Annotated in this window: 11 protein-coding genes; 1 reads left to right on the top strand and 10 read right to left on the bottom strand. The window is 68.9% G+C overall.

Features of this window, described 5'->3' with window-relative positions:
• Positions 1-2: 2 nt before the first annotated feature.
• The 8 genes from ASD84_RS07015 to ASD84_RS06980 form a co-directional block, all read right to left on the bottom strand.
• Complete coding sequence (locus ASD84_RS07015) at positions 3-1,310, bottom strand: sugar ABC transporter permease (protein ID WP_056708276.1); 1,308 nt, start codon at positions 1,308-1,310, stop codon at positions 3-5.
• A 14-nt stretch (positions 1,311-1,324) separates the two neighbouring features.
• Positions 1,325-2,113: an ATP-binding cassette domain-containing protein gene (locus ASD84_RS07010; protein ID WP_056708273.1), complete on the bottom strand. Its 789-nt coding sequence runs from the start codon at positions 2,111-2,113 to the stop codon at positions 1,325-1,327.
• A 119-nt stretch (positions 2,114-2,232) separates the two neighbouring features.
• Complete coding sequence (locus tag ASD84_RS07005) at positions 2,233-3,333, bottom strand: sugar ABC transporter substrate-binding protein (RefSeq protein ID WP_056708271.1); 1,101 nt, start codon at positions 3,331-3,333, stop codon at positions 2,233-2,235.
• Between the two features lie 218 nt (positions 3,334-3,551).
• Positions 3,552-4,211 carry a hypothetical protein gene (locus tag ASD84_RS07000; protein WP_056708268.1) on the bottom strand — a complete coding sequence of 220 codons (660 nt, stop codon included), beginning with the start codon at positions 4,209-4,211 and terminating at the stop codon, positions 3,552-3,554.
• A gap of 124 nt (positions 4,212-4,335) precedes the next feature.
• On the bottom strand, positions 4,336-6,879 hold the full coding sequence (locus ASD84_RS06995; protein WP_056708266.1) for a bifunctional FO biosynthesis protein CofGH: 2,544 nt from the start codon (positions 6,877-6,879) through the stop codon (positions 4,336-4,338).
• 66 nt (positions 6,880-6,945) lie between these two features.
• Positions 6,946-8,226, bottom strand: a complete 1,281-nt coding sequence (locus tag ASD84_RS06990; protein WP_156391639.1) for a hypothetical protein — start codon at positions 8,224-8,226, stop codon at positions 6,946-6,948.
• Between the two features lie 82 nt (positions 8,227-8,308).
• Positions 8,309-10,681: an MMPL family transporter gene (locus ASD84_RS25725; protein WP_056708258.1), complete on the bottom strand. Its 2,373-nt coding sequence runs from the start codon at positions 10,679-10,681 to the stop codon at positions 8,309-8,311.
• Between the two features lie 181 nt (positions 10,682-10,862).
• Positions 10,863-11,900, bottom strand: coding sequence for an LLM class F420-dependent oxidoreductase (locus ASD84_RS06980; RefSeq protein ID WP_056708255.1), 1,038 nt, complete (start codon positions 11,898-11,900; stop codon positions 10,863-10,865).
• 96 nt (positions 11,901-11,996) lie between these two features.
• Between ASD84_RS06980 and npdG the strand changes: the two genes are divergently transcribed.
• Entirely contained in the window at positions 11,997-12,713 is a 717-nt protein-coding gene (gene npdG, locus ASD84_RS06975) for an NADPH-dependent F420 reductase (protein ID WP_235531008.1), read from the top strand.
• A gap of 78 nt (positions 12,714-12,791) precedes the next feature.
• Here npdG and ASD84_RS06970 read toward each other — a convergent pair whose 3' ends face one another.
• Positions 12,792-13,793 (bottom strand): hypothetical protein, encoded by a 1,002-nt coding sequence (locus ASD84_RS06970; RefSeq protein WP_056708252.1) that lies wholly within the window; start codon positions 13,791-13,793, stop codon positions 12,792-12,794.
• A complete protein-coding gene (locus tag ASD84_RS06965; protein ID WP_082573375.1) occupies positions 13,793-14,326 on the bottom strand; it encodes a SigE family RNA polymerase sigma factor in 534 nt (177 codons plus the stop codon). The genes ASD84_RS06970 and ASD84_RS06965 overlap by 1 nt, the downstream gene beginning before the upstream one ends.
• Between the last annotated feature and the right edge of the window lie 7 nt (positions 14,327-14,333).

The following is a 14,333-nucleotide window of genomic DNA, read 5'->3' as shown; positions in this document are numbered from 1 at the left end:
CCCTAGACCCCGGTCGCCGAGCGGCGGCGGCGCGAGATGGCGTCGACGCTCGCGGCGAGCAGCAGCACGCCACCGGTCACGATGAAGTTGATGTAGCTGGCCTGGTCGAGCAGTCCGAGCCCGTTGGGGATGGTGGCGATGACCAGTCCGCCGATGACGGCATCCAGGGCACGTCCCCGGCCACCGAAGAGGCTGGTGCCACCGATCACTGCGGCGCCGACGGCGTAGAGCAGCTCATTGCCACCGCCGGAGCCCGGCGAGACCTTTCCGGTGTACGACGCCGCGAGGATGCCGCTCACGGCAGCCATGCTCGAGCAGATGACGAAGGCCGCGACCTTCATGGCGTTGACGTTGATGCCGGCGCGGCGGGCCGCCTCGGCGTTGCCGCCCACGGCGTAGAGGTGCCGGCCGAACTTGGTCCGGGTGAGCACGAACGTCCACACGAGGAGCAGCACGATCACGACGGGCGCGACCCACGGGATGCCGCTGATGTTGAAGAAGTCCGGGTTGGGCGCACGGTTCTGGCTCAGCAGGGCCGTGGAGCCCAGGACGATGACAGCAAGGGCGACGATCTGGATGAGGACCAGGAGCAGCGGCCGGTGGGAGAGTCCCCGCTTGCTCCGCGAGTGGTAGCGCCACAGCGCGAGCGCGGCGAAGCCGACGACGACGACGAGGGCGGCGACCCACCCCGCGACGACCGGGACGTTCTTGATCGACAACCCGCGCAGGATCTCGTCGTTGAACCGCAGCGATCCGCCGGCGCCGATCAGCTTGAGCGGAACCGCCTGCAGGGCCAGGAAGAACGCCAACGTGACGACGAACGACGGGATGCTGAGATAGGCGACCAGCAGCCCGATGACGAGTCCGATGACGGCACCGATGGCGATCCCCGCGAGGGTCGCGCCCCACCACGTCCAGCCGTGATCGACGAGCATCAGGGCGGTGATGGTGGCGGACGCGCCGCCGGCGACTCCTGCGGAGAGGTCGATCTCGCCGAGCAGCAGGACGAACACCAGGCCCATCGCGAGGACGCAGATCGAGCCGGCCTGCACCACCAGGTTGGCCATGTTGTAGGTCGTCAGGAACTTGTCGTGCAGCACGCTGAAGACGGTGAACAGCACGACGAGGCCGAGGATCGCGGGCAGGGCGCCCATGTCTCCCCCGCGCAGCCGGTTGAGGTAGTCGACGAACGCGTCGCGGACCGTGCCGAGGGGTCGGTCGACGTCCGAGGGGTCGACCGTCGACGTACCGCCGGCGAGCGGCGCCCCGTCGGGCTTCTCCGAGGTGGACTTGGCGGAACTGATGCTCATCTCTTGTCTCTTCCTCAGATGGTCGCGGAGGCGACGTCGCGGATGCCGAGGTCCCCGGACCGGCCGGCCGTGATCAGCTCGACGACCTGGTTGTGCGTCACCTCGGTCGTGGGCACGTCGGCGGCGACGCGGCCCAGGTAGAGGGCGGTGATCCGGTCGGCGACCTCGAAGACGTCGTTCATGTTGTGCGAGATCAGGACGACGCCGAGCCCGCGGTCAGCGAGGCGGCGGACGAGGTCCAGGACCTGGCGGGTCTGGGCCACGCCGAGGGCGGCGGTCGGCTCGTCGAGCAGCACGATCCGCGAGTTCCACAGGACCGCCTTGGCGATCGCCACCGTCTGGCGCTGGCCACCGGACAGGCTGGCGACGCTCTGACGGACCGACTTGACCGTGCGCACGGAGAGGGAGGCGAGCGTCTCGCGGGCCTTCGCCTCCATCGCGGCGTCGTCCAGCAGGCCGAACGTGCTGAGCTCGCGACCGAGGAACATGTTCTCGACGATGTCGAGGTTGTCGCACAGGGCGAGGTCCTGGTAGACGACCTCGACGCCGAGGGCGGACACGTCGCGGGGTCCGTGCACCGTCACGGGCGCGCCGTCGACGAGGTACTCGCCGTTGTCGCGGCCGTAGATGCCGGCGATGGTCTTGACCAGCGTGGACTTGCCGGCTCCGTTGTCACCGACCAGTGCGGTGACCTGACCGGGGTAGATGGCGAAGTCCACGTCGTGGAGCACGTGCACCACGCCGAAGCTCTTGTTGACCTTGCGCAGCTCGAGGAGCGGTGAAGCGGCAGCCTCGGATGTCATCGGACGCCTCCGGGTGAAGGGGAATTTGTTGGATGGAACAACGATCGTGACACGAGCGGCGTCCCACGCTCCGGCCGGTTCGGGACCGGCCGGAGCGCGGTGTCACGCCGCCGTACGGCTCACTTCGTGATGCCGGCGTCGGTGCAGAGCTTCTCGAACTTGCCCGTGCACACGTCGTCGTACGTCATGCTGCCGTCGGCGAAGACGTTCTTGATCTCCACGGCGATGTTGTCCTTGGTGATCGCGACCGGGTCCAGGATGACCGAAGGAACGTCGCGGCCACCCTCGTCGTCCTTCACCGTGTCGGTGGTGGCGGGCTTGTCGCCCTTCGCCAGCGCGATCGCCGCGTCGGCCAGTGCGTTGGCCTCACCGACCGAGGACTTGAAGACCGTCATGCACTGGGTGCCGGCGAGGATGTTCTGCAGGCCCTCGGCCGTCGCGTCCTGGCCCGTGACCGGGACCTTGCCGGCCTGTCCGGCACCTTCGAGGACGCCGATCGCCGCGCCACCGAGGCCGTCGTTGGCGGCGAGGACGCCGTCCACCTTGCCGTCGGCCGCGGTGTACAGCTGCTGGAAGATGCGGGCGGCCTCTTCGTTGTCCCAGTCGGGGACAGCCTGCTCGCCGACGACCTTGTAGTTGGTCATGGTGTCGAGGACCTTGTGGGCACCCGCGGCGAACAGGGTCGCGTTGTTGTCCGTCGGGGAACCGTTGAGGTAGACGATGTTGGCGTCCTTGTCGCCCAGGCAGTCGGCCAGGCCCTGGGCCTGCAGCTCGCCCACCTTGTTGTTGTCGTAGGAGATGTAGGCCTCCGCCGAGCCGCCGAGGGTGAGCCGGTCGTAGTCGAGGGTGAGGACGCCCGAGGCCTTGGCCTTCTCCTCGATCGCGGCACCCGAGGCCGAGTCGAGGTTCACGATCGCGAGCACGGTCACGCCGTCGCCGATCATGCTCTCGGCGAGCTGCGTCATCTTCTCCGCGCTGCCCTCGGTGTTCTGGATGGCGTAGTCGATGCCAGCCTTCTTGAACGCCGCCTCGAGGGCGGGTCGGTCAGCGCTCTCCCAACGGACCGAGGACTCGGTGTCGGGAAGGATGACGCCGATCTTGCCCTGGACGGCGCCGTCCTTGTCGTCGGACGTCTTGTCCCCGTCGTCCGAACCACAGGCTGAGAGCGAGAGGGCGAGCCCAAGGCCCGCAGCCACCACCGCGAAGTGCGTGCGCTTCACATCAACCGCCTCCTAGCGATTCCGGCAGCGGTGGCGTCGTCGGTCGGCGCCCTGCTGCCAGGTACATATGTTGTTCGGAACAACATATGCAGTGACGGAGGTCACGTCTAGTGGTGCGGCCGGATTTTCCTTTCGGTACGACGGCCCGGGGTTGCCGCAGGACGACGACGCCCGCCCGACGGTGCGTCGGGCGGGCGGCTTCGCGGCGTGCGGAATCCTCAGGCAGGGCACCCGAGGCGGAGGGCCGACCTTGCCAGGGTGCCCAGCCCGGTGGTGCCGGCCCCACAGCGCACGGCCCCCGAACCGGGGATGGCGTAGGAGCGCCACTTGCCGTCCTTGACGCGGATCCGGTAGTACCCGTAGTTCTTGCCGGGGAAGTAGTAGTAGGAGCAGGTCCGCTTCTGGAAGCTGCCGCTGGCCTTGGTCACTCCCTTGTAGAAGACGTACTGCACGTTGCGGGTGGTGCTGTTCGACACCGTCTCCGTCACCGACGAGTTCGACGTCGAGGTGTGGTTGCCGCTGGCCTGGAGGGTGAGGTGCACCTCGGCTCCTGCCTTGACCAGGATCTTCGCGGGCAGGCTGGCTTCCACGTTCACCTTGCTGTCGTAGGTGACGGCCGCCGAGATGACGAGCTGCTTCGACACTGCCTTCGTGATCGTCCGGCTGACGCCGGGCCCGATGGCGTAGGTGGACAGGTGCGTGATCGCCGGTGCCTTGGTGGCCGTGACGATGCGGTACCTCGCGCCGCCGTAGGTGTTCGGGTTGCAGGCGTCGCCCCAGCCGTCGGCGTGGGCTGGTGGGCTGGTGAACGGGGCGCTGACCAGCACCCCTGCTGTGATGACCGCGAGTGCCAGCACTCGGGTGATGCGATGGACCATGGGACTTCCCTCCTGAGAACGGTGGGAACCCTCTACCGCGTGGTCGTGCGCCCCAAACTGCTCACCCTGAACTGATCTCCGAACGCAGCACGGCCTGTCGATCTCCGACCGAGGGTGTGCTCGCTCAGCGGTTCGGTGTGCCGTACAGCGTGGTGCGCTCGCGGACCGGGCGGTCGATGCCGGCGCCGATCTCGATGAGCTCAGCGACGGTCTTGGCCGAACCGTGTTCGGAGCCGGCCATCCGGGAGATGGTCTCCTCCATGAGGGTGCCGCCGAGGTCGTTGGCGCCGGCGTTGAGCATGGCGCGGGTGCCGTCGACGCCGAGCTTGACCCAGGACGTCTGGATGTTGCGGATCCGGCCGTGGAGCAGGATCCGGGCCATCGCGTGGACGGCAAGGTTGTCGCGCAGGGTCGGGCCGGGGCGGGCGACGCCGGCGAGGTAGATCGGTGCGGAGGTGTGCACGAAGGGCAGCGGCACGAACTCGGTGAACCCGGTGCCGCCGGCCTCGAAGGCCTTGTCCTGGATGGACTTGAGGACATTGAGGTGGCCGACCCAGTGCCGCGGGTTGTCGACGTGGCCGTACATCATCGTCGAGGTCGTGGGGATGCCGAGACGGTGCGCGGTGGAGACGATCTCGACCCAGGTGCGGGTGGGGAGCTTGCCCTTGGTGAGCACCCAACGGACCTCGTCGTCGAGGATCTCGGCGGCGGTGCCGGGCAGGGAGCCGAGGCCGGACTCGCGGGCCTTGATCAGGAAGTCCTCGATCGACAGGCCGGTGCGGGCGGTGCCGTTGACGACCTCCATCGGGCTGAAGGCGTGCACGTGCATCTCGGGCACCCGCTTCTTCACGGCTGCGGCGATGTCGAAGTAGGCGGTGGCGGGCAGTTCGGGGTCGATCCCGCCCTGCATGCAGACCTCGGTCGCGCCGAGCTCCCACGCTTCCTGGGCGCGGTCGGCGACCTCGTCGTAGGACAGGGAGTAGGCGTCGGCGTCGGTCTTGCGCTGGGCGAACGCGCAGAAGCGGCAGCCGACGTAACAGATGTTGGTGAAGTTGATGTTCCGGTTGACGACGTAGGTGACCTCGTCGCCGACGGTCTCCCTGCGCAGGTGATCGGCCAGTGCGATGACCTGACGGAGCAGGTCGCCCTCGGCGGTCATCAGGGTCAGGGCGTGCTCGTCGGAGAGGTTGCCCGGGTCAGCCTCCGCGGCGGTCATTGCCTCGCGACCCTCGGAGTGCAGGACCGCGGGCGCGCCGTCGATGAGTCCGGTGGTGGCTGCTGCCGCGCCGACGGACTCCCAGTCGCCGTAGACCGAGCCGAAGTCGCTGCGCCGGTCATCGGTACGGCCCTCGGTGTCGACCGCCGAGTGCAGATCCGTACGACCCGCGGACTCGAAGCCTCCGTCGGGCTCCTGCCAGGGCAGGCCGGTCGGCTTGATGCCGGGGATGGCGAGGCCGTCGGGTCCGGCCAGTGCGGCGACGTGGCCGGCGACGCGGGGGTCGAGCCAGGCCTGGCCGTCCTGGAGCGCACCGACGACGTACTCGGGGTGGATGGTGAGGCGGGCCTTGAGCTCGAAACCGCAGGTCGCGGTGATCGAACGCAGCCGCTCCAGCGAGGGCCACGGGCGTTCGGGGTTCACGTGGTCCGGGGTCAGCGGCGAGACGCCGCCCCAGTCGTCGACACCGGCATCGAGGAGAGCCCGGCACTCGGTGAGGTCCACCAGGTTCGGCGGCGCCTGGATGCGCGCCTTCGGTCCGAGAACGAGGCGGGTGACAGCGATCGCAGCGCGGTACTCCACCAGGTCGAGGTCGTCGACGTGCCGCATCGCGGTGTCGGGCTTGGCGCGGAAGTTCTGGACGATCACTTCCTGTACGGCGCCGTACGCGCGCATCGTGGCGCGCAGCGCGAAGATCGTCTCGGCCCGCTCGGTCAGGGTCTCCCCGATGCCCACCAGCAGGCCGGTGGTGAACGGGATGCCGTGGCGACCGGCGTCCTCCAGGACGCGCAGCCGGACCTCGGGGTCCTTGTCGGGGGACCCGTAGTGGGCCTCGCCCCTGGTCTCGAACAGGCGGCGCGAGGTGGTCTCGAGCATCATCCCCATCGAGGGGGAGACCGGCTTGAGGCGGTTGAGGTCCTCCCACGACATCACGCCGGGGTTGAGGTGGGGCAGCAGCCCGGTCTCCTCGAGCACCCGGATCGCCATCGCCCGGATGTAGGCCAGGGTCGAGTCGTAGCCCTGCTCGTCGAGCCAGGCCTGGGCCTCGGGCCAGCGCTCCTCGGGCCGGTCGCCCAGGGTGAACAGTGCCTCGAGGCAGCCGAGCTCGGCGCCCTGGCGGGCGATGTCGAGGATCTCGTCAGGAGACAGGTACGGCGCCCGGCCCTCGCGCGCGGCCTGGGCCGGGGTCTCGACGAAGGTGCAGTAGTGGCACCGGTCGCGACACAGCTTGGTGATCGGGATGAACACCTTGGGCGAGTAGGTCACCACGCCTGCACGGCCCGCTGCGACCAGTCCCGCGTCGCGCACCTTGGCGGCCGCGCCAGCGAGTCGGTCGAGGTCGTCCCCGGTCGCCGCAAGGAGCACGGTCGCCTCGTCGAGGTCGAGTGCTGCTCCGCGTTCGGCGCGGGCAAGCGCGCGGCGGATCTGCTGGGGGGTGGGCCGATCAGTCATGACGAGCCAAGGCTACCGGGTGGCGACCAGAACTAGAACAGGTTCTACCGACACGTGGTCGTGGTGTCAGTTTCTGATCCGGGCCTTCAGCTTCCCGATCCGCGCAACGAAGGCGCCGTCGTAGGAAGCAGGGAAGCTCCAGGTCACCAGCCGGCCGCGACCGCCGGCCTGCGTGATGATCGTGTCGGAACACGCGCCACTCACCGCCATGCAGTTGCCACCGTTACTCGTGTAGCGCGCGGTGATGGAGGTGAAGTCCTTGAAACCCTCGTAGCGCAGCTGCCATGCATAGCACCCGGGAGAACTGGTGCACTTCGCCCGCTTCCACCAGATCCGCTTCGGCTTGGACGTGCCGCACGACGTCTGCTCCGACTCCGACGTCGTGCCCCAGGGGTAGGTCACCACGGCCTGGGCCTCGACGCAGCCGCGCTTGCCGCCCTCCTCGGTGTCGACGGAGACCGACCGGCCTCTCAGTGGCGTCCAGCTCCCGGGCCCCCCGGTGTTGATGACGACCTCGCCGTTGGCCGCCGCCGGCTCCTCGAAGGTGAAGGAGACCGCGCGGTACGCCGGCTTCGCGGTGGCCGTCGGGGCGGCGGGCGCCTCGGCGTAGCAGGAGTCGAGCTCCTCGACCGCCTTCGCGTGCCCCTTCTCCGCACTGTCGTCGCTGTCCTTGTCCGACAGCGTGAGCAGGTCGCGCGCGAAGAACGCGCCGACGGTGCTCGTGCCGATGTCCTCGAGGCAGTCGGTGTCCTCGAGCTGCCAGGCCTCCCCGACCTCGTCGGCCCAGTCGTCGGAGCACTCCAGGAGGTTCTCGAAGTACGTCGTGGCGTCCGCGACCTTCCACTCGCCGGTGTAGATCCAGCCGCCGGTGTCCCGCTCGATCAGGCCACGCTCCTCGAGGTCACCCGAGCGCGAATCGTGGATCAGGTCATCGACGGCGCACTCGACCTGGTCCTCGTCGGCCCAGTCCGGCGCATCGAGACCGTCGGTGATGGCAGCGACGGCGTCCTTGTCTGCAGTGCTGAGCGGTCCGATGCCGAAGCGGCCGGAGAAGTAGAGCCACCCGGTGATGGCGACACCGATCACCAGGACCAGGGCGAGACCGAGGCCGACGAAGAGTGGCCAGCGGCGCTTGCGGGGCGGGCCGCCGTACGGAGGTGGGCCGCCGAAGCCACCTGGCGGTGGGCCGTACGGCGGCTGCCCGAACTGGGATTGTCCGAACGGGGGCTGGGCGAACGGGGGCTGTCCGTGCGGCGGCGGTCCCGCGGGAGGGGGACCTGACGGGGGTGGGCCCGACGGGGGTGGACCCTGAGGTCCGGGCCAGCCCGGTGTTCCGTTGCCGCTCACGTCGTGCTCCCTGTGCTTCCGCGGGCCGCCCGTTCGGCCCGCGGAAGCATCGTAGGAGATGTTCGATCCGTCGGAGCGACGGTCAGCGACCTGCCGTCACCATTTCGGGCTCCGCGGCCGGGGGCTGGACCGGTGCATCGCCCCGGTCCAGCTTGCTCGGCCACCAGATCTTGCCGCCCAGGTCGAGGTTGATGGCGGTGACCAGGACGGATCGCACGATCATCGTGTCGAGCAGGACGCCCAGTGCCACGGCCACGCCGAGCTCGGCAAGGAACACCAGGGGCAGTGAACCCAGGATCAGGAACGTGGCCGCGAGGACCAGTCCGGCTGAGGTGATCACGCCGCCGGTGGACGACAACGCGATGAGCGAGCCGGCCCGCGTCCCGTGGATCGCCGTCTCCTCGCGGACCCGGGTCATCAGGAAGATGTTGTAGTCGATGCCCAGCGCCACCAGGAACACGAAGGCGAACAACGGGAATCCCGGATCGGACCCGGCAAAGCCGAAGACGTACTCGAACAGCAGGGCCGAGATGCCCACCGCGGCGCCGAACGACAGCACCACGGTGGCGATCAGGATGATCGGAGCGACCACTGCCCGCAGCAGTGCCAACAGGATCAGGAAGACCACCAGCAGCACCAGCGGGATGATCACCAGGTTGTCGCGGTTCGCGGCCACCTTGGTGTCGAGGTAGAAACCGGAGCCTCCGCCGACGATCGCATCGGCATCCTTGATGCCATGGACCGCGTCACGGCTGGCTTCGACGATGTCGAACGCCTTCTGTGAGGAGATGTCCGCAGAGATGGTCGCCTCGAAGTACGACCGGCCGTCGGCGATCGGGACCGCCGTCTGGGGTGCGCCGAGTCCGTCGATGCCGCTCAGCGACTGCTCGACCGCGTCGATCTGGTCGGTGTTGGCGACCACCTGGATCGTGTTGGAGGCGTCCTGCAGGCCGTGCTCCACGAGCAGCTTCTGGCCCTTGATGGAGTCGAACTCCTTCGTGTAGGTGTCCTCGGTCGACAGGCCGCCGGTGTCCAGGCGGAACAGGCCGAGGCACGCGATCAGCAGCAGGCCGGTGGTGACCACCCAGACCGAGCGCGGGCGCGGCTTGATGGCATTGCCGACGCGCGCCCACAGGCCCGAGCTCGTCGGCTCGGTGGACCCGAAGTCGGGCCGGCTGTGCACGCCGGTCCAGTGCTCGATCGCGACCTGGATGAGGACGAGCAGGCCGATGAAGGCGGCAAACCCACCGACGCCGGTGAGGATGGCGCCGATGACCTCGAGTGCGCCGTCCTGCTTGGCCAGCAGGGTGCCGAGCGCGATGGCGGCGATGCCGCCCACGAGCATCGAGGCGCCCGTCTTGACCCAACCGCGGTGGTTCTCCTTCGTCGGGCCGAAGACCCAGCGGCCGCAGATCACCAGCAGGGCGGGGAGCAACGTGACCATCACCAGGAAGGTGGCAGCGATGCCGACAGCGACGACTGGGCCGAGGCCAGCGGTGGAGTTCAGGTCCGCGAAGACCAGGCAGAGCATGCCGATGCAGACCGTGGCCGCGCTCGCCAGGATGGCCGGCGCCGCGCGGTGCAGGGCGAAGGACATGGCTTCGTGGCGGTTGTCGTGTCGCCGCAGCTCCTCGCGGTAGCGAGCGACCAGCAGGAGGGCGTAGTCGGTCCCCGCGCCGATCACCAGGATGCTCAGGATCGCCTGGCTCTGTCCGTTGACGGTCAGGTCGGCGTACTTCGCGAGGAGGTAGACGACGCCGGTCGCGATGGAGTTGGCCATGACCGCACACAGCACGGGCAGGATCCACAGGACCGCGCTGCGATACGTGAGCAGCAGGATGATGATGACGGCGATCAGGGTCAGGAAGATCAGGTTGGTGTCGATGCCTTCGAACGACTCGGCGGAGTCAGCGGCCTGGCCGCCGAAGCCGGCGAGGTGCACGGTGACACCGTCGGTCTTGGTGATGTCGCGGATCTCGTCGGCGGCGTCGGGGATGGCGTTCCAGCCCTCGTCGCCGAAGTTGAGCACGAGGTAGAGGTAGGCGACCTCACCGTCATCGGACATGAGCTTCTGGGGCAGGTTCAGCTGCTGGGCGACGTTCGGTGAGAGGACGTCGGCCTTTCCGTCGTCGTTGTCGTCGGTGACGCCCTTGACGTCGGCCGCGATCTTCGCGGCCTGGGTGTCCATCGCCGCGAGGTCGGCGTCGGTGAGCCCGCCCTTGCGGTTGTAGACGACCAGGGTCGGGATGTCGTTGGGGTCGACGGAGTCGGACAGCTCCTCGAGGACCTTGGTCGACTCGGCCGAGGCGGGCAGCCACGACGACGCCTCGTTGTTCTGGACGTCCACGAGCTTGGCCTGCAGGGGGCTGAGGGCGAGGGCCGCGAAGATGACGACGACCGCAACGATCCATTTGGTGATGGGGCCGGTGAGCTTTCCGGCGATCTGACGGTGCATGGGGGGAACTCTTCCAGTGAGGACCGACATCGGCATCGGGATTTCTCCCTATCTGACCCTGAGGGAACCCCGGAATCATCGCCGGGCGGGAACTCTTTGCCGTCCCGCCACCCACCAGACACCGAAGGACCCCGGAACGTGACACGTTCCGGGGCCCTTCGCGACGAGTGGTCGGGGCAGGTCAGGCCACCCACTCCTTGATCTGGGCGATGGTGGCGGCCGGGTCGTCGGACGCGGGGGAGACCGACAGGTTGGTCACACCCGACTCCTTGAACGCGGCGATCCGCTCCTTGACGTACGACGCCGGGCCCACCAGGTTGCCGGCCTCGAGCCACTCCAACGGCACGGCCGCCTCGGCCTCCTTCTTCTTGCCGGAGAGGTAGAGGTCCTGGATCTCGGCCGCTTCCTTCTCGTAGCCGTACTCGCAGGCGAGCTGGTTGTAGAAGTTCTTGTCGCGCGCACCCATGCCGCCGACGTACAGGGCGTACAGCGGACGCATGAAGTCGAGGAACGCCTTGGTCTCGGGGCCCTCGCCGATCGCCACCATGCCGCCGGCACAGATCTCGAGCGGCTTGAGGTCGGCCGAGCGCTTCGCCGCACCACGGGCCAGCGGGTCGCCCCAGACCTGCTTGGCCTTCTCGGGGATGTACAGGAACGGCAGCCAGCCGTCGGCGACCTCGGCGGTCATGGCGACGTTCTTGTCGCCGAGCGCGGCCACCCAGATCGGGAGGTCGGCGCGCTCGGGCTTGTTGAGGAGCTTGAGCGGCTTGCCGAGACCGAGGCCCTCGCCGGCGGGGAGCGGGACCTGCAGGGTCTTGCCCTGGTAGTCGAGCCGCTCGCCGCGCAGGCCCATGCGGAGCACCTCGATGACCTCGCGGGTGCGGGTCAGCGGGCGGTCGTACGGAATGCCGTGGAAGCCCTCGATCACCTGCGGGCCGGAGGCGCCGAGGCCGAGGACCGCGCGGCCACCGGAGACGTTGTCCAGGCCGGCGGCGGTCTGGAGCAGTGCGCCGGGGGTGCGGGAGTAGACGTTGAGGATGCCGGCGGCGATCTCTACGGTCTCGGTCTTGGCGGCGAGGTAGCCCAGCAGGGTGGGTGCGTCGAAGCCGTATGGCTCCGCCACCCAGATCATGTCGAGGCCGGCCTTCTCGAGCGCGACGACCTGGTCGGCGGACTCGCGGGGATTGCCGGCATAGATGAGGGGCATCGAAAGCTTCATGGCGCCACTGTGACAGTATTACTGTCACAGTCGCAAGCATCTCCCTGACCGAGATGCCTGCGACACGTACGACTCCCTCCCGTGTTAGGTGGACCTGTGACTTCCGAGAACGAGCCCCGCGAGATCCCCCGCTACACCGTCGCCGTCATCGGTGGAACCGGTCCCCAGGGCAAGGGCCTGGGCTACCGCTTCGCCCGCCACGGCCACGACATCGTGCTCGGTTCGCGCGCTGCCGAGAAGGCCGAGGTCGTTGCCGCCGAGGTGACGTCCCGTCTGGCCGGGGTCGCCGGTGCAGGTGTCGCCCGTGGCGCCACCAACGCCGACGCGATCGCCGCGGCCGACGTCGTCCTGCTGGCCGTTCCGTACGACGGCCACGACGAGCTCGTCGCCTCCTTGGCAGCCGACGGGGCCCTTGCGGGCAAGACCGTCATCTCCTGCGTCAACCCGCTCGCCTTCGACAAGCGCGGCGCGCACGGTCGCGTCGTCAACGGCGGCGAGGGCTCGGCTGCCGAATCGGCTGCTGAGCTGGCCCCTGACGCCGTCGTGGTCGGTGCGTTCCACAACGTCTCCGCGGTCGGCCTGTGGAGTGAGGACGAGGTCCTCGACGAGGACGTCATCGTGGTCGGCGACTCGGTCGAGGGCAAGCAGGTCGCCATCGATCTCGCCGCTGCCGTGACCGGCCGCGAGGGCATCGACGGCGGCAAGCTCCGCCTTGCCCGCGTGCTCGAGCCCTTCACCGCCGTGCTGATCTCGATCAACCGCAAGTACAAGGTGCACGCGGGCATCCGGGTGTCGGGCCTCGACGCGCACTGAGCCTGGGCGGGCCGTCGTACCAACCGAATTTGTCGGGTTTCGGACCGGAACCCGACAAATTCGGTTGGTACGACGACGTCAGCGGGCCTCGGTAGCGAGCCGGTCGAGGATCGCCTTGCTGGCCGGGCTGACCGACCACGCAAGGTCGTCCTCCATGGCCCAGCGATCACCCCCGCACAGAGCCGATGTCTGCACTGTGTCGCCCCAGGCGGTCTGTCCAACGATCCGGCCGGGTGTGAAGCACGCGCGGGTGACGCCGATTGGTCCCGACGTCTGCATGTCTGCGACCAGAACCGCAACGTCCTTGGCTGGGATCGGAATGGCAACCCCCTCTCCCTCGAAGCAGTAGACCGCCTCGGTCATGTCGGCTGCGCGTCCCGCGGGCGAGACCTGGGGGCCGCCGCAGGAGAGGTCGGCGGCCGGCGTGCTGGCCGGGGGATCCAGAGCGTCGCGTTGCTCGCGAAGCAGGGAGGAGTAGCGGGCCCAGAGGGTCTCGGGATCGCTGCGGACGTCGTCGCCCCCGATGGTGACGGCGCGACATCCGTAGAGCTCTCCGGTGACGGCCGTCGTTGATCCGTCCGGGTAGCCGAACACGATCTGGTAGCCGGTGCCGAAGTCGAGGTTGCAGGCGCTGTTCGGTCCCCATTCAGGGTAGGCATCGAGGCCGTTGGCCGTGGCGATGAGGTCCTCGATGCCGACGACCAGGGCGTCGAGCGGTACGTCGAACTTGGTGCCCTGGCCCTGACACAGCCGTGCCGTCGTGGCGCCGTCGGGTACGCCTTCGCCGGCCTTGCCGGTCGCCTTCTCGGGATAGGGCATCTCCGCCGGAACCTCCGGGCAGGTGACGGAGACAGCCTTGGTGCCGTCTGCCGCGCGATCGGAGTCGTCGCCGGACGAGACGGTCCAGGCCACCGCCGCACCAACCACGACGGCAGCCACACCGAGCACCCCGGCCACCCGCACCTGCCGCGCCCGCCGCGCCTTCACCGTCGCTCGCTGCGCCCGGTCGGCCGCCTCCGGCGGCGTCGGTACGGCGGCCGCGAGTCCGTCGCGCAGCCACTGGTCGTCGTACTCGTTCATCAGGACTCCTCTCGTTGCAGGCGGGGAGAGGAGCGCAGGGCGGCCAGTGCGCGGGAGCACTGGCTCTTCACGGTGCCGACGCCGATGCCGAGGACGCCGGCGGCCTGGGCCTCGGTCAGGTCCTCGAAGTAGCGCAGGACCACGACGGCGCGCTGTCCGCGGGGCAGTCCGTCGAGCGCCGCCAGCAGGTCGTTGCGCCCGTCGGCGTCCGGCTCCTTCGAACCGCGCTCGGGCAGGTCCGCGGTGGGGCGTTCGCCCCGCCACTTGCGTCGCCACCAGGAGATGTACGTCGTGAACATGACCCGTCGCACGTACGCCTCGAAGCCGTCGATGCCGACCCGGTCGAACGCCCGCCAGGACTTCGCCAGAGCGGTCTGGACGAGGTCCTCGGCCAGCTGGTGGTCGCCGGTCAGCAACCACGCCGACCGCCACAACGCGTTGCCTCGGGCGCTGACGAAGGCGTCGAAACTGTCGCCACCATCGGCGTCAACGACTGCCTGCGGCATCGGCCCGTCCACCACCGTTCGCTCCATGAACACC

The sequence above is a fragment of the Nocardioides sp. Root682 genome (genome assembly GCF_001427795.1).
GTDB lineage: Bacteria > Actinomycetota > Actinomycetes > Propionibacteriales > Nocardioidaceae > Nocardioides.
Note: the sequence above shows the minus strand (reverse complement) of the source record. Positions and strands in the feature narration are given on the sequence as shown.